The organism is Intrasporangium mesophilum, assembly GCF_054783095.1.
Genome location: NZ_BAAGRF010000056.1, coordinates 1 through 20,778 on the forward strand (window position 1 = coordinate 1; position 20,778 = coordinate 20,778).

General features: G+C 66.3%; 16 protein-coding genes, 2 tRNA genes and 3 pseudogenes. 4 read left to right on the forward strand and 17 right to left on the reverse strand.

Annotated elements, in window-relative coordinates; translation table 11 throughout:
• Positions 1-186: 186 nt before the first annotated feature.
• Both ACYVLP_RS23910 and ACYVLP_RS23915 read left to right on the forward strand, forming a co-directional pair.
• Positions 187-704: pseudogene (locus tag ACYVLP_RS23910) on the forward strand (helix-turn-helix domain-containing protein); the annotation flags it as partial.
• Between the two features lie 278 nt (positions 705-982).
• Positions 983-1,279, forward strand: a complete 297-nt coding sequence (locus ACYVLP_RS23915; RefSeq protein ID WP_460629789.1) for a hypothetical protein — start codon at positions 983-985, stop codon at positions 1,277-1,279.
• 578 nt (positions 1,280-1,857) lie between these two features.
• Here ACYVLP_RS23915 and ACYVLP_RS23920 read toward each other — a convergent pair.
• The 9 genes from ACYVLP_RS23920 to ACYVLP_RS23960 form a co-directional block, all read right to left on the reverse strand.
• Positions 1,858-2,661 (reverse strand): protein NO VEIN domain-containing protein, encoded by an 804-nt coding sequence (locus tag ACYVLP_RS23920; RefSeq protein ID WP_460629790.1) that lies wholly within the window; start codon positions 2,659-2,661, stop codon positions 1,858-1,860.
• A 239-nt stretch (positions 2,662-2,900) separates the two neighbouring features.
• Entirely contained in the window at positions 2,901-3,257 is a 357-nt protein-coding gene (locus tag ACYVLP_RS23925) for a hypothetical protein (protein ID WP_460629791.1), read from the reverse strand.
• Positions 3,254-3,751, reverse strand: coding sequence for an NYN domain-containing protein (locus ACYVLP_RS23930; protein ID WP_460629792.1), 498 nt, complete (start codon positions 3,749-3,751; stop codon positions 3,254-3,256). The genes ACYVLP_RS23925 and ACYVLP_RS23930 overlap by 4 nt, the downstream gene beginning before the upstream one ends.
• A gap of 32 nt (positions 3,752-3,783) precedes the next feature.
• Positions 3,784-4,599: a hypothetical protein gene (locus ACYVLP_RS23935; RefSeq protein WP_460629793.1), complete on the reverse strand. Its 816-nt coding sequence runs from the start codon at positions 4,597-4,599 to the stop codon at positions 3,784-3,786.
• Between the two features lie 92 nt (positions 4,600-4,691).
• On the reverse strand, positions 4,692-5,258 hold the full coding sequence (locus ACYVLP_RS23940; protein WP_460629794.1) for a hypothetical protein: 567 nt from the start codon (positions 5,256-5,258) through the stop codon (positions 4,692-4,694).
• Between the two features lie 19 nt (positions 5,259-5,277).
• Positions 5,278-6,351 (reverse strand): ATP-binding protein, encoded by a 1,074-nt coding sequence (locus ACYVLP_RS23945; RefSeq protein ID WP_460629795.1) that lies wholly within the window; start codon positions 6,349-6,351, stop codon positions 5,278-5,280.
• The gene (locus tag ACYVLP_RS23950; protein ID WP_460629796.1) at positions 6,344-7,552 is read right to left on the reverse strand and encodes a hypothetical protein; all 1,209 of its coding nucleotides are present in this window, start codon (positions 7,550-7,552) and stop codon (positions 6,344-6,346) included. The genes ACYVLP_RS23945 and ACYVLP_RS23950 overlap by 8 nt, the downstream gene beginning before the upstream one ends.
• A gap of 26 nt (positions 7,553-7,578) precedes the next feature.
• Positions 7,579-8,955 (reverse strand): ATP-binding protein, encoded by a 1,377-nt coding sequence (locus tag ACYVLP_RS23955; protein ID WP_460629797.1) that lies wholly within the window; start codon positions 8,953-8,955, stop codon positions 7,579-7,581.
• Positions 8,952-10,172 carry a P-loop NTPase family protein gene (locus tag ACYVLP_RS23960; RefSeq protein WP_460629798.1) on the reverse strand — a complete coding sequence of 407 codons (1,221 nt, stop codon included), beginning with the start codon at positions 10,170-10,172 and terminating at the stop codon, positions 8,952-8,954. Before ACYVLP_RS23960 ends, ACYVLP_RS23955 begins: the two co-directional genes overlap by 4 nt.
• Before the next feature lie 132 nt (positions 10,173-10,304).
• On the opposite strand from ACYVLP_RS23960, the gene ACYVLP_RS23965 reads away from it, so the two are divergent.
• Positions 10,305-10,793 (forward strand): helix-turn-helix domain-containing protein, encoded by a 489-nt coding sequence (locus ACYVLP_RS23965; RefSeq protein ID WP_460629799.1) that lies wholly within the window; start codon positions 10,305-10,307, stop codon positions 10,791-10,793.
• A gap of 54 nt (positions 10,794-10,847) precedes the next feature.
• Positions 10,848-10,946 (forward strand): annotated as a pseudogene (locus tag ACYVLP_RS23970) (transposase); the annotation flags it as partial.
• Positions 10,947-11,200: 254 nt separating this feature from the next.
• Here ACYVLP_RS23970 and ACYVLP_RS23975 read toward each other — a convergent pair.
• The 8 genes and pseudogenes from ACYVLP_RS23975 to ACYVLP_RS24010 form a co-directional block, all read right to left on the reverse strand.
• A pseudogene (locus ACYVLP_RS23975) lies at positions 11,201-11,740 on the reverse strand (helix-turn-helix domain-containing protein); the annotation flags it as partial.
• Positions 11,741-12,028: 288 nt separating this feature from the next.
• Positions 12,029-12,104 (reverse strand) — tRNA-Ala (locus ACYVLP_RS23980).
• Between the two features lie 30 nt (positions 12,105-12,134).
• Positions 12,135-12,365 carry a DLW-39 family protein gene (locus tag ACYVLP_RS23985; protein WP_460629800.1) on the reverse strand — a complete coding sequence of 77 codons (231 nt, stop codon included), beginning with the start codon at positions 12,363-12,365 and terminating at the stop codon, positions 12,135-12,137.
• A gap of 29 nt (positions 12,366-12,394) precedes the next feature.
• Positions 12,395-12,471, reverse strand: a tRNA-Ile gene (locus ACYVLP_RS23990).
• Positions 12,472-12,797: 326 nt separating this feature from the next.
• Positions 12,798-13,721, reverse strand: coding sequence for a DUF3566 domain-containing protein (locus ACYVLP_RS23995; protein WP_460629801.1), 924 nt, complete (start codon positions 13,719-13,721; stop codon positions 12,798-12,800).
• Positions 13,718-16,576, reverse strand: a complete 2,859-nt coding sequence (gene gyrA, locus ACYVLP_RS24000) for a DNA gyrase subunit A (RefSeq protein WP_460629802.1) — start codon at positions 16,574-16,576, stop codon at positions 13,718-13,720. Before gyrA ends, ACYVLP_RS23995 begins: the two co-directional genes overlap by 4 nt.
• Positions 16,577-16,723: 147 nt before the next feature.
• Positions 16,724-18,805: a DNA topoisomerase (ATP-hydrolyzing) subunit B gene (gyrB, locus tag ACYVLP_RS24005; RefSeq protein ID WP_460629819.1), complete on the reverse strand. Its 2,082-nt coding sequence runs from the start codon at positions 18,803-18,805 to the stop codon at positions 16,724-16,726.
• 450 nt (positions 18,806-19,255) lie between these two features.
• Positions 19,256-20,764 (reverse strand): protealysin inhibitor emfourin, encoded by a 1,509-nt coding sequence (locus ACYVLP_RS24010; protein WP_460629803.1) that lies wholly within the window; start codon positions 20,762-20,764, stop codon positions 19,256-19,258.
• Positions 20,765-20,778: the final 14 nt, after the last annotated feature.

The following is a 20,778-nucleotide window of genomic DNA, read 5'->3' on the forward strand; positions in this document are numbered from 1 at the left end:
TCCACTGAGATCACCCATCCAATCTGTCTGGGTGGCCTCGTTTTCGACCGTCGCTATGGCCTCGTTTTCGAGCGTCGTCGACACATCTTGAAGCCGTACAGAAAGTTGTCGGGATCGGCACGGCATATGTCTGCGCTCCGTCGGGTGATGCGCGACAGTCGACCGTCAGCTCATGTGCCACAGGGCGTGGGTCGGCACCGTGGGTTCGGGAGTCACCGTGGGCGTCCGGACTCGAGGAGGCCGGGACTCGCGCTGGTTGTCTTGTCTCTCGCGGAGCAGCGGTTGGACGCGGTCCGAGCGGTGTTGGCGCGTACGGATGTCACCGAGGTAGCGGCGGGGTGTGGGGTGCACCGCTCGACGGTGCATCGGTGGGTGGGTCGGTATCTGACCGATCAGCTGGCGGGGTTGGCGGACCGGTCGCATTGGCCGGTGTCGTGCCCGCAGCAGGTGGCATCGGTGGTCGAGGCTGCCGTGACGGAGATGCGTCGCAGGCATCCGCGATGGGCGTCGCGCCGGAACCGGATGGAGTTGATGCGCCATCCGGTCGCGGGGGTTGTGGTGCCTGCGAGCGCACGATCGATCGGATCTTGATCCGGCAGGGCCTGTTGCGGCCCCGGCCGCGGAAGAAGCGGAAGAGCGCGTATGTGCGGTTCGAGCGGCCGGGCCCGATTCAGCCGTGCGGGATCGACATCGTCGGCGGGATCGAGCCAGCATCGATCTCGTCGACGATGCTGAGTCACGTAGGCATGGGATCGACGGGGTTATAACAGACGACCCAGAGCGAGCGCTCGAGCAGGCGAGACGTTTATGACGACGCGGAGTATGAGACCTTGTGATGGAGGGCCTGTTCGTCCCGTCCGTCGAAGTAGAGGGGCTCACGGCGGTCTGGCTAACGACGACCGGGCCTACACCATCCATCAGTGCGAGGCCGGCGGAAGGCTGTTTGCATGACATGGCATCGCCTCCCCCCTATGGTGAGGGTGTGAGCAAAGAACGCCTGATCACGTCCATTGCGAGCCTCGCGAATATCCCCGATCCCGGTCGTGGTGTCGGCTCGTCGGTGTACAAGTCGCTGTTCGTTGGGGTCTGCAGGCGGTTCGGACTCGACTCCAACGGCACGATGCCCGAGCTTGCGCAGCGCATAGTGACGGCCGCGAACCTTCCGTACCGCGCCGACGTCTTTGATAGTAGGCTCACGCCATCCGGGGGAGGCTCAACAGTAACTCGCGAAGGTCTTGAGGCGATCAAAGAAGCAGTCGAAAAGTTGCGCCCCCGATAAGTCGCTCCCTTCGCAGCAAGATCACGCGCAGGACGAGATTGTCTGGATGCTTCGTTTCACGGAAGTCACTTAAGACGCCGAGTCTTTCGCCGCCAGGTTCCAGCGGCCTCGATGAGTCTGCGAGCAACCGGGCGTTGGACCTATCTGCTGCGGGAGGGTGCTGAATAGCATGGCTGCGTACAAGGGCTGGGCCAGCAATCTTGCCTCCCGCAAAGGTCATGCAGAGGAAGGGGTCCCGTTACGTCGCCCCAGCCTGATGCACGACGACGGCTCCCCCGCGGCGAGCCTATGTTTCCGAGTCGCGCATCGCCCGGAGCCTCGCTTCGTCGGACCGACGACATCCTCTTCACTAAACGGCCCATCGCCGTCTTCATCGATGGCTGCTACGGGCGCGCGTGCCCAGAACACTGCACAATCGCGCGGTCGAACGCGCCGTGTAGGTCCGAAAGACTAGGCAAATGTCATTCGTCATGCGACACAACGAAGGGCCTGCGAGCCCCGGGCTGGACGGCGTTTCGCTTCTGCGGGCACGAGGATCCCGAAGCCGTCCAGCGTCCGTATTGGCGGTCGTCTGCCTCCTAGGCCGTACTGGTTGAGGGCAGCCCCCGGTAGGTGTCTGGCTTCAACTGCGCATGCCGGGACAACGGGCCCGGCAGTCTGTAGTAGCCCTTGTCCGGTTTGCCGTACCGGTACAAGCGCCACAGCTGGTACGACGGACCGAGGTCGTTCGACGCCTCTACCTCGTTCTCGGAGATGTAGAACGGCACCTCCTTGGCGTACCGGGTGGTCTTGACCTCGATGAACACTGGCTCGTCTGTCAGAGCATGGAAGGACTGGATGTCGTAACCCAGGCCATCGCCGTCAAGCACGGAAATGTGGCGAACCTCAGCGGCGAGGTCGCTCCGCCCGCCGATGCTTAGGCGCTCTCGCTCAGCATTCAGCACGGTCTCTTCACCTGCGCGACCGAGCGCGCGGTTCGCCGCCTCGATCGCTGCGAAGCTCACATCGAGGACGCCGACGCGACTGCGGTGGCCCTTCGGCCAATCAGCAGCAGGCGGATCTACCTCAGCCCCAAGTTCGGACCGGACAACGCCGCTGTCCGCTATGGCCTTCAACATGAACGAACGCAGGTCGGCGTCCGCCTCGAACCGCTCCCGCACAACGGTGCGGAGGCGATCTTGCACATTGCGCAGCGGCTTGTAGCCGGGAATCCAAACGGCGCCCATCTCGTCGAGAACCGCCGAGACGTTGTTGAATTTGTATTCGATGGCGCCCGAGGATCGAGCCACGTCACGTTCTACCTCGCGGCGGAACTCGGTCTTGGTGTATCTCTCCCCGGCCAGCTCAAGCGTCAACATCCGGAAGTAGACGTCGACCGTCACGCGGATCTCTTCGTCAGTCCAGGGTCCAGATGCCACGTCCTGATGGTGGCGCAGGATCCATAGCCATGGTGCGAAACCGCGGAAGTTGTGGCACGTCGACCGTTGGATCGCGGAATGACCTGCCTGTCGGCGCTGCCAACTCGGGTCGCGATCTCTGCCCCGCTCGAGTGGCTCACCGGCATCGGCCAGCGGACGTGGGACAGAGGAACCACCTGCGCCAAGCAATCAGAAAGCCAAAATCAGCTAGGCTTCCTGACACGAGCTCCGCGCCTGTCCTCGGTCACTGCCCGCTCGACGGCGAGCCGGACGGCCTCGACCGCCGCGGAAGTGGCACCGTCGACCCGCACCCCCAGCCGCTGCACGTGCTCCTGTAGGGCCACGGAGTCGAGTCGTCCGCTCGCGTCGGCCATCGCTCTGACGCCGATGTACAGGGCCGAGCAGACCATGCCGTGGACTTCGTCCGGGCCGCCCGCGTCAAACGCGGTGCGAACGGCATCGACCACCACCTGATCGTCCAGAACCAGGCGGCCTATCTCGACGGAACGATCCCTTACGAGCACCCCGCAGGCCGCCTCCCGACCCTTGGCCGCTGTCACGCCGCCTCCAAATCCAATGCGACGGGTGCCTCCAAGGCCACCGTGGTGGTGCTTCTCCTGAGGCGCTTCGAGAGCGAGCCGGGGCGGTGGACCACCAAGACGGCTACGCCCAGTGCGCGCACCTGCTTGACCAGTGCCTCAAAGATGTGGTCACCGGATGCGACCACGAGTCGGTCGAAGCGTCGGCCGATCTCTGCCGGGTTCGCTTCGTTGATGAGGGCCTGGTCCGCTCCGTCAGGGCCCCTCGCCCAGCGGACAAGGGCCTGGGGCCAGGCCAGCTTGGCAATCACTCCCAGGTGCGGGTTAGCGGCGATGACCACCTGGTCGCCGCACTGAACGTGGCGGTGGCGATATCGGGCTAGAAACTCCGCGACAGCCGCCTCGCTGCTGTATGCGTCGCCGAGCAGGTTCTCGATGTCGACCAGGTGGAGCGTCCGCCCCTTCGAGAAGCAACCTTGCCTAGCGTCCGCACCTTTCGTTCTCACCGGAGTCATGAGGCAACCATACGGCTCACCCGTATCCGGTGTCAACGGAAAGTCTGAACGTTGCTCCGGTGTACCGGATCAAACCTTGCGTCGACCATGGCACCACCCAGAACGAGGGCGCCTCTCCCTTCGACGTCGACGCCCAGGCACGGTTCATCGCCAGATTGCGCCGCTACGACGTCGTAGTGGCCCAGCACGGCTGCCCCGAGCGCGATCCGCGCCTCGACGGGCAGATATCCGGGTTGCCAGGCGACCGACACACCAATCCCCGCCGCCGCAAGCGATGCCAGAGCGCGCTGGGTCCAGGCGACGCGCGTGAGTGGGCTCCGGATGCTCCACCCTTCCCCGGTGGCTTCCCACGCCATCAGGGTGGTCAAAGGGTTCGCTTCGGCCGCCAGGTCCATGGGACGCCCGGGCGCGAGGTCGGCTAACCGCCTGCCTGATCGCAGGACGAGCCATCCCTCCCTCTGTACCCGCTCTACCGGCTCGTCGAAGGTCTTAAGGAGATTCCCTAGCGCCCGCTCATGTCCCCGGAGCGTGGCAACCGGCTGAGGAATCAGCACCTGCCCATTGAAGAGCCCGAACGCCGACGCGGCTCCCATCCTGGCCGACCCCAGCTTGCTGACGTGCGGGAGGTCGGCGTGCGAGATGATCTCGAGCCGTACACGACGAGACGCGCGGTACTCGACAAGGAGTTCCTCGGCAGTGTGGTGTCCTGTGCTGGAAGTGATGCGGCTCCCAATGGGAGCGACCAAGTGGCCCGCCTTGCTGAGCAGGTGGGCGCACGGTGCCAAACCGATGTCCTCGATGGCGGTGATGGGCGCCGACCCGAGTGAGCCGTCTCCCTTCACAAGCACCAGTTCGTCTCCAGGCAGCAACGCGCTTACCAGGCACGGCCCTGCACTGGTGGCGACATAGCTCAGCTTGGGGAGAGCGCGGCGTTCTATGCTCACGGGCAGCCGCCGACGAGCCGGCCTTGCTCCATCCAGCCCCAACCTTGGAACTCGAGGTGGCGCAGGACTACGTCCCGCCACACCTTTTGCCCTCGGGGAGCGTTTGTCGGTGGCACTTCATCGGACTCGAGGGCTCCGAACTCCTCTAGGCGCTGCACCGATAGCCTCAGAATCCGGTCGACCTCCTCGCGTTCATCTTCTGCGAACACTGCGATGTATGGCTCGTAATGCTTGGTGAGCAACCCGAGGCCCCCGAACGTGCCTCGCCGAATGTGGAGCTTCAGAACCTGCTGCGCGGCCTGCGGGTGCAGGGTGCAGCTGACGTGCTTCCGGGCTCGACCGGCCAGGTGGGCGATGAGGCCGAGAAAGGCGTTGTGTGCCTCGGCGAGGCATAGCCCTTCCATTTCGCGAATCGCCGTCTCGATCAGGGCGTCGTCGACGGCGTAAATCCACATGCCCTCGACCTTCTGCCGGACGATCAGGCCCCGCTGCACCGCCGCCTCCGGCTTGAGCCGTGGTGCTCCAATGGCACCGAGAAGGACGTGGCTGTCCCGCGCGGTCACGACGTCGCGGGGCGACGCTTTAGGCCGAGCCATCGGCGACCGCCCGAGCGGCGGCGAGGGCGTACTCCGGAGAGATCTCGTTGATCTCGCCCTCCCAGATGTCGTCCTCAGCATCCCGAAGGACGGAGTTGAACGCGTGGATAAGCGATCGGGGCGTGAGGGCCGTGTGCGAGATGTCGAGCTGGGCGACAAGCGCCACGAGCGCTTCCTCCGTAAACGGCCATGGCGCACGAGACCGATCGATGGCCCACTCGCTTAAGAGACCCGAGATCAGTTCTAGGCCCTGCTCTGCCGATAGCGGTGGGAGATCGATCGTCTCCGACGCGCGGTCGTAGATCGTTTCGCCGATGATGTTGCGGACGGTGCTCTTCGCTCCAGTGGTGAATGCGAGGACGACCGTCAACCCGGTGGAGTTCCGGTCGAACACCTTGTGGATGCCGCCCACGCTCTCCGCCAACTGCTTGGCGGGAAGCTCCCCCAGTTCCTGCACCTCGTCCAGGAGCAGCAGCAGATGCCCTTGGCGGGACGCTACGAGCGCCACGAGGTCGTTGAGAACCGTGATTACGTCCGCCACCGTCTCAAGGCGACGCCCGAGCCCGACTGCACGTAGCTCTGCCATCGGCAGTTTCTCACCCCGCAGCCAGTTCTGTGCCGTTCTCGCCTGCGCCCCGCCGGCGAAGATGCGCACGAGGGCACGCGACAGGTCGTCCTCGGGGTCACCGCCGACCGTGGCGAACAGGTCGCCCCCGAGGCGGGCGAGCAGGCCTGACGTGGCGGCCTCGTCGATAATGGACTGATAGATACCCTTGAAACTCTTGATGCCTCGTGGCACCACCACGTATAAGGGCTCGAGGCCAGCCTCGGCCTCTGCTTGTCGCTGCATGTAGCGCAGGGCGTGGGTCTTGCCCGATCCAAAGCTTGCCCAGAGGAACACGATCTGGGAGGCGCCAACGCGAGTGGCTCCGCGGACGAGGCGCCTGATCCGCTTGAGGGCATCCGGTCGGCCAACCCACACCTCGGCCGAGTCGTGGTTAGCCACAACGTTAAACGGCCACGCCCGCAGGTTCACGTGCTCGAAATTTCCGTCACCCATTCCAGGTCCTCCCCGAAGAACCGATCTTCACATAAGACATGCCGCCACCCCGGGCGCCTCCGTACCGGATGCGACGCGGGTCCTGCTTCTGCTTGTCGCGGATCACATCGAGGCCCTCGCCCACTTCGAAGTACGTTGAGCCGTCATCGAGCCCCCGGGCGATCGCCAGCAGCACCAACTCCCTCGCGGAGGCGTACCCCATTCCCGTCTTCAGCTCAGCGTGGGCTGCGACGATTCGCTCCCACACCTCGTCCGAAGTTGCTCGACTGTGGCTCGTACCCCAGGCAGCCGTCAGTGACCTCACAAGTTCACTCTCCAAGAAGGCTTCTGCCGATGTGGCCGCGAGCAGGTGGCGGAAGAAGGGATTGGCGGAGTCGAGCTCGTACTCGTACTTGAACCTGTCCCTCCGGCGAAGCAAGCCGAGATCCACTAGGGGTTCAAGGCGGACGGTGGCTAGTTGGTCGGGTGTGCGGCCCCCGCCCCACGTCTTACTCTCTTTGGCTTTTGGAATGGTCTTCGCGAGCGCGGCCAGGCGACGCACTCGCTCACGGTCAGCCGCGGTCCTGGCTCGCTTGGCCCATAAGACGCGGAGTGCTTGACAGGTCTCGCCGAGTCCCATCGCGACCTCCATGCGGCTGAATTGGGTCCTTCCGTCGCGCTCGATGAGCCCCGAATAGAACGCCTGAAGAAAATCGAAGTCTGCGTCGACCAGGGCGTGTAGGGCAATGACCCGCACGCCCGGGGTGATGATGAACGGGTTGGACGCCAGATCCGCCGACGTGAGCCCGCCCAGTTGTGCGCGTCCGGCTAACGCGAGCGCTCTCCCTCGGTCGGTAAGGGTGTGGTTCTTGTCCCGTACGAGTTTCAGCCCGGCGGCGAGAAGCACGGGCTCGTCCGCGACCTTGTCGGTGATCGCACCAGACGCCGCCGGGAGCGCTGGGTCGGACAACCACGCGTCCTGCACCTCGATGTGCTTTCCGGCGAGGTCGTGATTGGTTCCGCCTCGCAGTCCGCGATAGCGCTCCCAGAGGTGCTGCCCCTGCACGTAGTCCCACACGTTTCCGGCCAGATCGGGTGTGATCGCAACTGGCTTGGCCAGCAGTTCTCTGGTGAGCTTGGCCGCAGCCTCTGATGTCCGCGGATGTCCGTCCTGGACGGCCGCGATGACCGCGAGCCATGCGCCAACTCGCTGAGAACTCACCCGACCTGCCGCTAGCCAACGCATAGTCAACCCTCGAACCCCCCGTGGACCGAGACCCGGGGGCGCACGTCCATGAAGAACGCTCGATCGGCGTCCACGCTTGAGACGAGGCACTGACCCACGTCGAGGTCGCGGATCGCATCGGCGGTAGAGAGGGGGCGACTGTTCAGTTCGATACGGACCGGCTCCTTGGACTTGAGGTTGCTTAGCACAGCCGCGATGTCCTTCTGGACGGTGAGCGTGTGCACCAGCATTGTGTCCACCTGAGCCATGATCCGAGGATCCAAGGCCGTTGGCTGTTGCGTTGTAAAAGCAAGGGAGAGTCCGAAGTTCCGACCTTCCCTCACGAACCGTAGAAGCGTCGCTGACGCGGCCGTTTGCCGCTCGCTCGGGAAGACGTTCTGAGCCTCATCGATCACCACCCAGGACTTGGGAGGTGCGGCTAAAACGGTTGCGCGAGCCTTGGCCGCGTGCTCCGCATCGAGGGCGCCGAGGCGGATCGACTTGGCTGCCTCCGACGCGTCGGCGCGGGCCTGGAGAAGCTTGCGTATGGTGAGGAAGATGCACACCATCCGCACGTCGTCGGGGACGCCAGAGAGCAGGAGCGCCGAAAGGCGTCCGGGCTGGACCAATTCAGCCAAAGTCGTGCCTGTCGAGGCGAAGAGCGGCGAGGCGTCGTAGGAGGTAAGCCGCTGCCTGATCGCACGGATGCTTCCGGGCATGTAGTCGGCCTGAAGGTCGGGATCCTCGGCGAGGCATTCGAGGAGATTCGAGATCGCATAGTCGGGCTGTGCCGCGATCGCTGTCCCGTCGGCCTTGGTCCAGCCGCGCCGCACGACTTTGTCCAGAACAGCAGTCACGAGCTGCCCCATGACGTCTTGGACTGCATCCAGGCCCATGAGCGCAGTCCAATCGCCGGCTGTCATGTCGCTCGTGCGGATGCGGAACGGCAGGGCCGCCTGGTGAAGGCGATCCTCGTAGCCTGAGGGCACCCACAGGTCGACGTCGATGGGAACGGTATCGAGCGACCACGCTCGCAGGGCACGAGCCTGTTCGGCGATGTGGGCTGAAGGTGTATCGTCCGCAACCGCTCGGCCCATCCACTGGAAGATGTTCAGCGTGTCGAAGAGGAGCACGCCGCGCTCCTTCGAAATACTGCCGATAGTTGTGGCCGGCTCGGTCGTAGACAAGCTCTCGAGGACGCTGCCGAGCGTGAATGACTTGCCTGAGCCACGCTTGCCCACGATGGCGAGGACGCGTTCCATGCCGACACCGAGTCGCACAGCCTTGCGGGGCCCGAGTTCTGCGAGCCTGCCGAGGTGCGCCCATTCGGTGAGATCGCCCAGTTCCACGTTCTTGCTGCGCCGGGCCAACGGTGGCTCAGCACGAAACTTGCGGCTCACAGCGAGAGGTCGTTGGGGTAGAGGACCTTCTCGACCAGGTCCGTGTCGCAAAGCAAGGTGCTCGAGGTGTTGGCCCCTTCCTGCCACGTCCGCACCACTGCGGACGCCAGCAGGCTCTTGATGTTCCTCGGGCTCTGCCGCTCTGGGTCCTCGATGATGAACTCGGCGATGCGATCCACCACCTCTTCGGTGAACGGGAAGAACTCGGGCTCGGTGGGGAGTCCCTCATTGGCGATCGTGACCCGCGCGGCGTCCTGGTCGACCAGTCGATCGAGCACGCTCGCCATGAACGCCTTAACGTCGACCTCTTCCTGGACGAGGTCGCCGAGGTCGATGTAGCCGTCATCGCCGACGCGTGTCTTAACGGAGTCATCAGTGAACACTTCAGGAGCGTCACCCATCCCGCCCTCCTGCTGGAAGCCAGCGATGAGGCCGAGAACGTCATTTTCGTTCTCCATCAGCCTGCGGACGGCCCACAGGAACTCCTGATGCGAGTCAGCGTGCGTGACCGAGCGGAACATCTCGGCCTCGTCGAGCAGTATGACGACCTTCCGTCCAAGGCCCTTGTGGATCAGGCTGGCCACGTTGAGGAGCGCGTTGACGTAGTCGGAGGGTTCGGTGAGGTTCGTCTCGGTCCCCAGGGTTGTTGCTTGGTCGGTGCTCAGCGGCTTCCCCTTCAGCCACTCCCAAGCGACCACTTCCTGGTTCCCGCCGAAGAGCATGGCCCGGAAGATGCTCGCCTGACTCGTGCGCAGAGAGGCGTCTCCGAACCGCAGCACCTCGCGGGCTTCGAGAGCTGCGGGAACGTCTCCTGCCGCACCTGGGTCTGCCATCGATGCCTCCGCCATCAGTGCTTTGATGGCGTCCTTGATCAGCGACTTCCCGATCGCATCCAGGAGATGTTCGTGCATCTTGTGCCAGGTCTCTCGACCCTTGAGCGGCGGAACTTCGGTGTAGATGGGCTCGGTAGGTTGGAACACGCCAACGAACTCCGCGTCGTTCTTGAGCGCATGGCGGATGTGGCTCAGCGTATGTGTCTTGCCGCTGCCGTACCGCCCGAACAGGAAGAACTTCGGGACGTGACGCTGCTGTACGAAGTCGGCCGCGAGCCGCTGCATGATCTTGTCCTGCAACGGCTGGTAGCCAAAGTAGGCGTCGGCGTCCCGGAAGGGATCGATATCGAACGCGTCCTTGGTCAGGTGGAAGTACTCCTGCAACGACCTCATTGGTGACCCCTCGCAGATCTGAACAACGGTCCGGCTGGTGCCGGGAGTTGCGACGATCGCACAGTTTCGCTACGGTGTCAACGGAACCTGCAGTCACAACTTCTGCCACAACGAATCGGAGCGATGGTGCCTAAGTCCACCCAGGGTCGAGGGACCGCGAAGCCCCGCAGCGAGGCGACGGAGTTGGGTCGCCGCCTTCGCGCTGCCCGTCGTGACCAGGCGATGACCCTCCGTGACGTCTTCGAGCAGACAGGCGTCTCGATCACCTACCTGTCGGACCTCGAGAGGGGCGTCCTTTCTAACCCGACACTCGATAAGGTGCGACAGATCGCCCTGGCCCTGAACATCACCGTGGAGGACTTGCTGGGACCGAGCGAGACTTCGAAGTTGCCGACCGAGACGCTCCCTGAGGCGCTCACCACGCTGCTCGCCTCACCACAGTTCGAGTCATCGATCGAGGCCGACGCAAAGTCCTGGCGCACGACGCCTGAGGCCCTCGAGCGAGCTTGGCGGGAATGCCTCAAAGGCATCTCCGTCGATGGCCGGCGACCACGATCTGCCATGGATTACCTCTTCATTTTCGAGGCCATCCGGCGCGCGATCGACAAGTAGCGGCATGCAGTGGCGCTGGCAAAAGGCGGCGGTGCATAGGCCAGGCTCGGGATGAACGTGCTGACCAAGCTGCGCAACCGTGGCGTGGCCGACGTGTTCTTCATCGTCTACGACGGCCTCAAGGAGCTGCCCGACAGCCTCAATTTGGTGTTCCTTGGACGCGATCGTGCAGGCCTCGGCACTGATCCATAGCCGGCTCTTCAAGACCAAGCTGATCAGACGGCAGGGGCCATGGCGGACCCTCGAGCACGTCGAGTTCGAGGTTCTCAAATGGGTCGGCTGGTACAACCGGGAACGCCTGCACTCCTGGTGTGACGACATCCCACTGCGCAGTTCGAGGCCGCCTACTACGCTGCCAGCAACCCTTCCGCGGCACCCGTCGAGGAAGCACACCTGACTCTCCACTGAACCCGGGGCGGTTCAACGAACCGGGAGTTGTCATCGATCCCGTTCACCACCTTCACCTGGACCCCGCCGGCCAAGCCGGCCAGGTGCACCCCACCGACCACGTCCATCTGCCATAGCTCCATCGGCCGGGTCCGCTCCCAGCGCCGGTAGTCGCTGCGCCGACGACGCCGACGCGCCGGGTCGATCCGGCCGTTACGTACCAGCGCCCGGTACACCCCCGACCGACCCGGAACCGGCACGATGCCCTCGCGCTGCAGCTGGTACCAGATCCGGTCCGGACCCCACCGCGGGTTCGCATCGCGGATCGTCAGCACCCGCGCCTCCACCACCGCCGGCATCTGATGCGGACACGTGTGCGGCCGCGAGGACCGGTCCTGCAGGTTCAGCACCGCCCCGTCCATTGCGTACAGACGCAACCACACGTGCACCGTCTGACGAGCCACCCCGAACCGGCGGGCGACCTCGGTGACCGTCGCCCCGTCCAACACCTCCAGCACCGCCCGGTACCGCAGCTCGCTCACGCCCAGCTCCCGCAACATTCACGCGCTCCTTCCGCGACCCCCGTTCAGGGCCACGAAAGAGCGCACCGCGACAGCACAGCAACCGCTCACAGGGGCAGGACCTTCGGCAGGACTGTCACGCACCTACCGGAACGACTGTCGCGCAGGAACCGAACCCGCGTCCTGAACCTGGAAGGCAGGAGCCGGAACCCAATGGTCAAGCATGAACCGGAACTGCACAATGGCAACGATCGCCGCTGCAGTACTTTTCTGGGGTATGGGCATGAAAGAAGCCCTCTCCGAAATCGGAAAAGGGCCTCTGACCTGTGGTGGAGCCAAGGGGACTCGAACCCCTAACCCCCTGCTTGCAAAGCAGGTGCGCTACCAATTGCGCCATGGCCCCTGGTCCAGCGGGCCAGAGGCCCTGGCTGGATCAGGACGAGGTCGTTGCCTCGTCTGTGGCAGTAGGAGCTGCCGGTGTCGGTACGGGCTCCGTCGCTTCGGCGACGGGCTCCGGTGCAGGTGCGGGCGCAGCGGTCGACGTGTCGACGTCGTCCGTGGCCTGCGTCCACAGGTCCTGCTCGGCCTGCTGCTGACGCGCCTTCCGGCGCAGGAACACGACGCCGGCAACGGCTGCACCGATGAGGAGTAGACGCTTCACCATTCGAGGATCCCCTTCCGCGGTGGTGGTGATGGTGGGCCTAGGAGGACTTGAACCTCCGACCTCTTCCTTATCAGGGAAGCGCTCTAACCGTCTGAGCTATAGGCCCATCGTCACCTTCGCGCGACCGATCGAACACGGTGGTCCTGATGACCGGACGCGAGGGGAAACGTTACCCGATGCCCCTCGCCTGCACCAAAACGGCCCAGCCCCGCTGCCACAGTCGAGCCGCTGCCACGTCCCAGCGACCCCCGGACCGAACAGCTCCCCAGAAGCGCCGGCCTGACCTCGATGCGATGCCTCAACGCGACGCACCTAGGTCAGCCCGACGCGCGGGCGCAGTCGGCCGGCGACCGCGAGCCCCGAGGTATGCCGGGAGGCGGGGTCACGGCATACGCCACCGTCCCAGCGGGGCCGGGGTCGGCAGGGGTGGCGTCAGTCGTCGGTGAGGGTGAGCTGCACGCCTCCGACGAGCGCGGAGCAGATGTTGTAGAGGAATGCCATGACGGTCGCGATCGCGGTCATGAGGATCACGTCGATGACCCCAATGACGATCGACAGGGACACGACCCGGCCGAAGCCGACGTAGTCCTTGATCGAGAACGGGTCGGACGTCGTCGTCTGGAGCGACTGGAGCACGCCCTCGACGTCGGTGAACACGTTCATCGTCGACAGGATCATCCACAGCACAGCCGTGAGGACGACGCCGGCGATGCCGAGGGCGACCGAGAGCAGGAAGCTCATCTTCATGACTGACCACGGGTCGACTCGAGCCACGGCGAGGCGCACCCGGCGAGGGCCACGGTGCTTGCGCGCTGCCGCCGTGCTGGCCGTCCGCGAGCCCGCCGCGGCGCGCGCGCCGCCAGCACCGGCAGCTCCGCCGGCACCGGGCGACACCCGCGCAGTCGGAGCGGTGCGCGTGGTCACCGCGCCGCGGGACAGCTCGGTGCCACCGTTGTCAGGAGCGCCGGAGGTGCTGCCCGTGCCAGTGGACCCGGGCGTGCTGATCGGGGTCGTCGAGCCGGTGGCGCCGTACGCCGAAGAGCTGTAGCCGCTCGAGGAGCTCGAGCCAGAGCTGTAGCTGCTCGACGAGCCGGTGCCGGCCGCGCTCGAGCTGTACGGCGAGCCGTTCGTGCCGTAGTAGCCCGCGCCGTTCGACGAGTAGTCGCCGGAGCCAGCCGTGCCGGACGCATCAGACGAACCGGATGACCCCGACGTGGACTCACGCGAGGCTCCTGTCGAGCCGGACGCACCCGAAGAGCTGCTCGTCGAGCTCGGCGACGTCGAGCCACTGCTCAGGGCCGGGCTGGTCCCGTATCCGGTCGCACCGAACGGCCCATCAGAGCTCGTCGTGCTCATTCGTCACCTCCGTTGTCGCCATCGGACGAACTGTCCTCGATTGTCGAGGTTTCGTCTGACGGTACGCCATCGGGCCCAGGAACCGTAACGGACGCTCCCGGAGTGGAGCCCTCCGACACGCTTGTCGTGTCCGAAGTGCTACCTTCGCCCGTTCCAGGGGCGCCTTCCGCTCCTCCGCCGGGCGCGTCGCCTCCGTCGGCCCTGTCGCCTCCGCCGGCACCGTCGCCCACGTCGGCCCCCTCGGGGTCGATGCCCACCTCGGAGGCCACCGCCGCCTCGGCGTTTCGGGCCACCGCGACGATCGCGTCACCCTTGTCAGGCGTCGCGAACCGCACCCCTTGCGTGGACCGGCCGGTGTGACGCACCTCGTCGACCCGGGACCGCACGATCTTGCCCTTCTCCATGACGACCATGACCTCGTCGGTGTCGACGACGGTCAGCGCGCCGACCAGGTCACCGCCCTTCTCGGAGAGCTTCGCGACCTGGATGCCCAAGCCGCCACGGCCCTGGAGGCGGTACTCGGAGACCGGGGTGCGCTTGGCCAGGCCGTTCTCGAAGACGACGAAGACGTCGAGCTCCTCGCCCTCCTCGACGACCGACATGGCCAGCAGGTCGTCGCCGGGCCGGAACTTCATGCCGGTCACGCCGGACGTGGACCGCCCCATCGGCCGCAGCGCCGAGTCGGTCGCCGTGAACCGCAGCGACTGGCCCTTGCGCGACACGAGCAGCAGGTCGTCGCGGCTCGAGGAGAGCCCAGCGCCCACCAGCTCGTCGCCGTCGCGCAGGTTGATCGCGATCAGCCCGCCCGAGCGGTTCGAGTCGTAGTCCTGCAGGCGCGTCTTCTTGACCAGACCACCACCGGTGGCGAGCACGAGATAGTCGGCCGACTGGTAGTCCTTGATCGCGAGCACCTGGGCGATCTGCTCACCGGGCTGGAAGGCGAGCAGGTTCGCCACGTGCTGGCCCTTGCTGTCGCGCGACCCCTCGGGCAGCTCGTACGCCTTGGCCCGGTAGACGCGGCCGAGGTTGGTGAAGAAGAGCAGCCAGTGGTGGGTCGTCGTCGTGAAGAAGTGCTCGACGACGTCCTCCCCGCGCAGCGTCGCGCCGCGCACACCCTTGCCGCCGCGCCGCTGGGAGCGGTACTGGTCGACGCGCGTGCGCTTGGCGTACCCGCCCCGGGTGATCGTGACGACGACGTCCTCCTCGGGGATGAGGTCCTCCATCGACATGTCGCCGTCGAACGGCATGATCGTCGTGCGCCGCTCGTCGCCGTACTTGTCGACGATGGCCTGCAGCTCCTCCGAGACGATCTGCCGCTGCCACTCGGGCGAGGCGAGGATCGCGTTGTACTCATCGATCTGCACCTGCAGCGCGTCGTGGTCCTGCTGCAGCCGCTCGCGCTCGAGGGCTGCGAGCCGGCGCAGCTGCATGTTGAGGATCGCGTTGGCCTGGTCCTCGTCGATCTCGAGCATCTCGATGAGGCCGGTGCGGGCGATGTCGACGGTGCGGGAGCCGCGGATCAGCGCGATGACGTCGTCCAGGCGGTCGAGCGCCTTGAGCAGACCACGCAGGATGTGGATCTCAGCCTCCGCCCGGCGGAGCCGGAACGTCGTACGCCGGACGATGACCTCGATCTGGTGATCCACCCAGTGCCGGATGAACGCGTCGAGCGGCAGGGTGCGGGGGACGTCGTCGACGAGCGCGAGCATGTTCGCGCCGAACGTCGTCTGCAGCTGGGTGTGCTTGTAGAGGTTGTTGAGCACGACCTTGGCGACGGCGTCGCGCTTGAGCAGGATGACCAGTCGCAAGCCGTTGCGCCCCGAGGTGTGGTCCTCGAGGTCGGCGATGCCCGCGACCTTGCCGTCCTTGACGAGGTCGGCGATCTTCTGCGCCAGCATGTCGGGGTTGACCTGGTACGGAAGCTCGGTGACAACCAGTGCCTGTCGGTTGCCGACCTCCTCGACGTTGACGACGGCCCGCATGAGGATGGAGCCGCGTCCAGTGCGGTAGGCGTCCTCGATGCCGCGCTGGCCCACGATCGTTGCGCCGGTCGGGAAGTCGGGGCCTTTGATGATGCCGAGCAGGTGCTCGAGCAGCTCCTCCCGGGGCAGCTCGGGGTTCTGGAGGTGGAACTGCGCGCCGGCCGCGACCTCGCGCAGGTTGTGCGGCGGGATCTGGGTCGCCATCCCCACGGCGATCCCTGCCGAGCCGTTGACGAGCAGGTTCGGGAAGCGGCTCGGCAGTACGGACGGCTGCATCGTCTTGCCGTCGTAGTTGGGGACGAAGTCGACGGTGTCCTGCTCGATGTCGCGGACCATCTCCATGGCGATCGAGGCCATCCGACACTCGGTGTACCGCGGGGCGGCCGCACCGTCGTTGCCGCGCGAGCCGAAGTTGCCCTGGCCGTCGACAAGCGGGTAGCGCAGCGACCAGTCCTGGACCAGGCGCACCAGGGCGTCATAGATCGCGGTGTCGCCGTGCGGGTGGTAGTGGCCCATGACATCGCCGACGACGCGGGCACACTTGTTGTAGCCCCGGTCGGGCCGGTACCCGCCGTCGTACATCGCGTACACGATGCGCCGGTGCACCGGCTTCAGGCCGTCACGGACGTCGGGCAGCGCACGGCTGACGATGACCGACATCGCGTACTCGATGTACGAGCGCTGCATCTCGGTGTTGAGGTCCACCGGTTCCACCCGGTCGTGCTCACCGGGCTCCCGCGCGATCACCGCCGTGGCGTTCGGGTCCCCCTCGTCCTCCGGTTCCGAGCCGAGGTCGTCGGGCGTCTCGTCGGGCGTCTCGTCGGGCGTCTCGTTGACGTCGTCTCCGTCGATGGGAGGCAGGTCGTCGCTCACGTCAGGTCCCTTTGTCTCTCAATACGCTTCGTGCAGTCCATGCTGAGGTATTCCGGTGGGTCGACGTGGTCGAGCCTGGAGGTCCCAGCCTGGTGGGCTTTTCGGGGGTCGGGGCTCAGGCCGTTCGCGGCCGTGAGCCCCATGGGTTCACACGTCGAGGTTCTTCACGTCGCGGGCGTTCTTCTGGATGAAGGTGCGACGCGACTCGACGTCCTCGCCCATGAGCACCGCAAACACCTCGTCCGCCTTGGCCGCATCGTCGAGCGTCACCTGCAGCAGGGTCCGCGTCTCCGGGTCCATGGTCGTCTCGCCGAGCTCCTGGAAGTTCATCTCGCCGAGGCCCTTGTAGCGCTGGACCGGGTTGTCCTTCGGAAGGCGCCACCCCCGGGCCTTGCCCAGCTCGATCAGGCCGTCGCGCTCCCGGTCGCTGTACGCGAACTGGTGGGCCGGGGCGTTCGCCCAGCGGATCCGGTAGAGCGGCGGCTGCGCGAGGTAGACGTAGCCAGCCTCGATGAGCGGGCGCATGAAGCGGAAGAGCAGCGTCAGCAGGAGGGTGCGGATGTGCATGCCGTCGACGTCCGCATCGGCCATGAGCACGATCTTGTGGTAGCGCGCCCTGGCCAGGTCGAAGTCCTCGCCGATCCCGGTGCCGAACGCCGAGATGAGGGCCTGCACCTCGTTGTTGGCCAGGATCTTGTCGATCCGCGCCTTCTCGACGTTGAGGATCTTGCCGCGGATCGGCAGGATCGCCTGCGTGCGCGGATTGCGCGCCTGCGTGGCCGACCCGCCGGCGGAGTCGCCCTCGACGATGAAGACCTCGGAGATGCTGGGGTCCTTGCTCTGGCAGTCCTTGAGCTTGCCCGGAAGGCCACCGGACTCCAGCAGGCCCTTTCGCCGTGTCGCCTCGCGCGCCTTGCGGGCCGCCATCCGGGCCGCCGCGGCCTGGATCGACTTGCGGACGATGTCCTTGCCCTCGTTGGGGTGGGCCTCGAGCCAGTGCCCGAACTCGTCGGTCATCGCGCGCTGGACGAAGCCCTTGACCTCGGAGTTGCCGAGCTTCGTCTTCGTCTGGCCCTCGAACTGCGGCTCTCCGAGCTTGACCGAGATGACCGCGGTGAGACCCTCGCGAACATCGTCGCCGGTGAGGTTCTCCTCCTTGTCCTTGAGGAGGTTCTGCTTGCGGGCGAACTCGTTGATGAGCTTGGTCATCGCCGCACGGAAACCCTCCTCGTGCGTGCCGCCCTCGTGGGTGTTGATCGTGTTGGCGTAGGTGTGGACCGACTCGCTGTAGGCGGTCGTCCACTGCATCGCGAGCTCGAGGCTGAGCGACCTGGCCTCGTCCTCGACCTCGATCGAGATGACCTCGGGGTGCACCGGCTCGGTGCGCTTGCTGCTGTTGAGATGGTTGACGTAGTCGACGAGGCCTCCGTCATAGCGGTAGGTGACCTTCTTGGCCTTGAGCTTCTTCTTCTCGGCCGCCGGGACGTCGTGCCCGTTGTCGCCCTCCTCCTCGACCTCGGTGAGGTCGGCCTCCAGGTCGTCGAGGTCCTCCTCCGCTGCGTCGGCCTGGTCGACGCGCTCGTCGACGAGGTTGATCGTCAGACCCTTGTTGAGGAACGCCATCTGCTGAAACCGTGCCCGGAGCGTCTCGAAGTCGTAGTCGACCGAGTCGAAGATGTCCGGGTTGGCCCAGAACGTGATGGTCGTGCCTGTCTCGTCGGTCGCCTCCTCCTCGCGCAGCGGCCCGTCAGGGACGCCCATCGAGAAGCTCATCCGATGCACGTGGCCCTTCTGGCGGACCGCGGCCTTGAGCTTGGTCGACAGCGCGTTGACGACGGAGGATCCGACGCCGTGCAGGCCACCGGACACCTTGTACCCGCCGCCGCCGAACTTGCCGCCGGCGTGCAGCTGGGTCAGGACGAGCTCGACGGCGCTGATCTTCTCGACCGGGTGGATGTCGGTCGGGATGCCACGACCGTTGTCCTTGACCCGGACTCCGCCGTCGGCCAGCAGGGTGACGTCGATCGTGTCGGCGAACCCGGCCAAGGCCTCGTCGACCGAGTTGTCGACGATCTCGTAGACGAGGTGGTGCAGACCGCGCTCACCGGTCGAGCCGATGTACATGCCCGGGCGCTTGCGCACGGCCTCGAGTCCTTCGAGCACGGTGATCGCGCTCGCGTCGTAGTCGACGCCGTTGGGGCGCGTGTCGATCGCGGTGGCCGAGGGCACCGTGGACGGAGTGGAAGGAGGGGAGGGAGCGACGGGCGGGTCCGTAGGGGTCGCGCCGAGCGTGTCGGGGGTGGTGTCGTTCTGCTGGTCGGGCGTCTGGGCGGCCTCGGACACGTCTCTCCTTGGTTCTTGCACGGTGGTCCGGCCGAGCCGCGATGGCCTGTCCGGACCCGCCGTCACCGCATCGGTGACATCGGGACGGCCCGACCAGGTGTCAGAGCGCTCTCTGCGGCCGGTCGAGCCGAGTCCCTGTCATTCTAACGGTCCGGGGGCACCAACCGTGCCCTCAGACGCGTGAAACGGCCATTTTCCGGCGTCCGAACCCCAAGATCCGAGGGGGGGCTCACGCCCTGCCCTCCCGACGCGCCTGTGACGCCTTCCGTGGAACCGGGTTGGGTCCCCGCCGAGACGCCTCCCGCCCCATTCTCCCGGATCCGCGACGGACGCGCTTCAGCCCTGCTCGAGCGTCCGCTCGAATAGCTGGTGGATGGCCTCGGGCAGGTGCGGCTCGGCGACGTTGACGTCGAGGTCGACCTGCTCGCAGACGATCGAGTAGCAGTATGCGTCGGGCTGGGCACGCTCCTCCAGCGCGGCGATCCGCTGCAGGGTCGGAGCCGCGAGCAGGTGCTGCCAGTCCTTGGCATCCCGCTCAGGCAGGTCTCCGAGCGCGACGTGGCGCTCGCGGACGAGTCCCGCGAAGCCACCGGTCCGCCGCAGCAGCAGGTGGGCGTCCACCCCCGGGACCTCGCCATGAGCCGGTCCGCTCGGTGGAGCGTCGGGCGAGCCATCGTCGGAGCCATCGTCGGAGCCGTCCTCGGTGGACGCCGTGGGCCCGGTGGCGGCCGACCCGCCGTCCGGTGAGCCCGGCTCGAGCACACCAACCTGCTCCCACGCGCCGCGCACGGCGTGGTGCTGCGTCGACTCGGACCCGAAGGCGGCCACCGCCGCAACAACGGTCAGGCCCGCGAAGGTCGCGAAGTCGCAGTCCGCCTTGATCCCGTCACCCGACAGGACGGCATACCAGATGTGCCCGGCGTCGTCCCAGGCGTTACCGCCGATGGCGCGGGCCGCGAGCGCGAAGGCGCGGTTGGGGATGCCGGAGTTGATGTGGACGCCGCCGTTGTCGTCGTCGGTCTGGACGTAGTCGGCCATGGAGGCCGGCTGCGGGTCCTTGCCGAGCTGCGGGTCGTCGTATGCCGTGCCGGGGTTGAGCATGTCGCGCAGCGCCCTGCCCTGGACCGACGGCATGAGCAGCTCGGCACCGATGAGCCAGTCGGCCTCGGCCGCGGACTGGCCGAGCGCACGCTGCTTCACCAGCACGCCGAAGACGTCTGAGATCGACTCGTTGAGCGCACCCGACTGCCCCTGGTAGAGCAGCCCCGCGGTGTGCTCGGTCACGCCGTGCGCGAGCTCGTGCCCGATGACATCGAGGCTGCGCGTGAACCGCTGGAACACGATGCCATCGCCGTCGCCGAAGACCATCTGGGTGCCGTCCCAGAAGGCGTTGTCGTAGCTGCGGCCGTAGTGAACCGTCGCGAGCAGCGGCAACCCCTTGCCGTCGAGCGAGTCCCGGTCGTATGCCGTCTCCCACAGGGTCCAGGTCGCTCCGAGCCCGTCGTAGGCCTCGTTCACCGCAACGTCGCTCGATGCCGGCTCTCCCTCGGCGCGCACCTGGCGCCCGGGGGTGCTCTGGCTGCCCTGCGCGTCGGAGATGGTGCGGCGTGGGGAGGCGGCAGCCGCCCCCTCCTCACCCGTCGCCGGACGCGGAGGCCGGCGCGTCGTCGGCATCGCCGTCGGCGTCCGGCGCGACTGACGCAGCGCCGCGTCGTGTGCGAGCGCCTCGAGCGCCGGAGCGGCGAGGGCAGGCTTGCCGCTGCGGGCCAACGCCTCGAGCATGTATGGCGGGACGATGGCGCAGTGCGGTCGAATGGTCGCCTTTGGGTGGGAGTGACTCCTCATGCCGACAGTCTGCG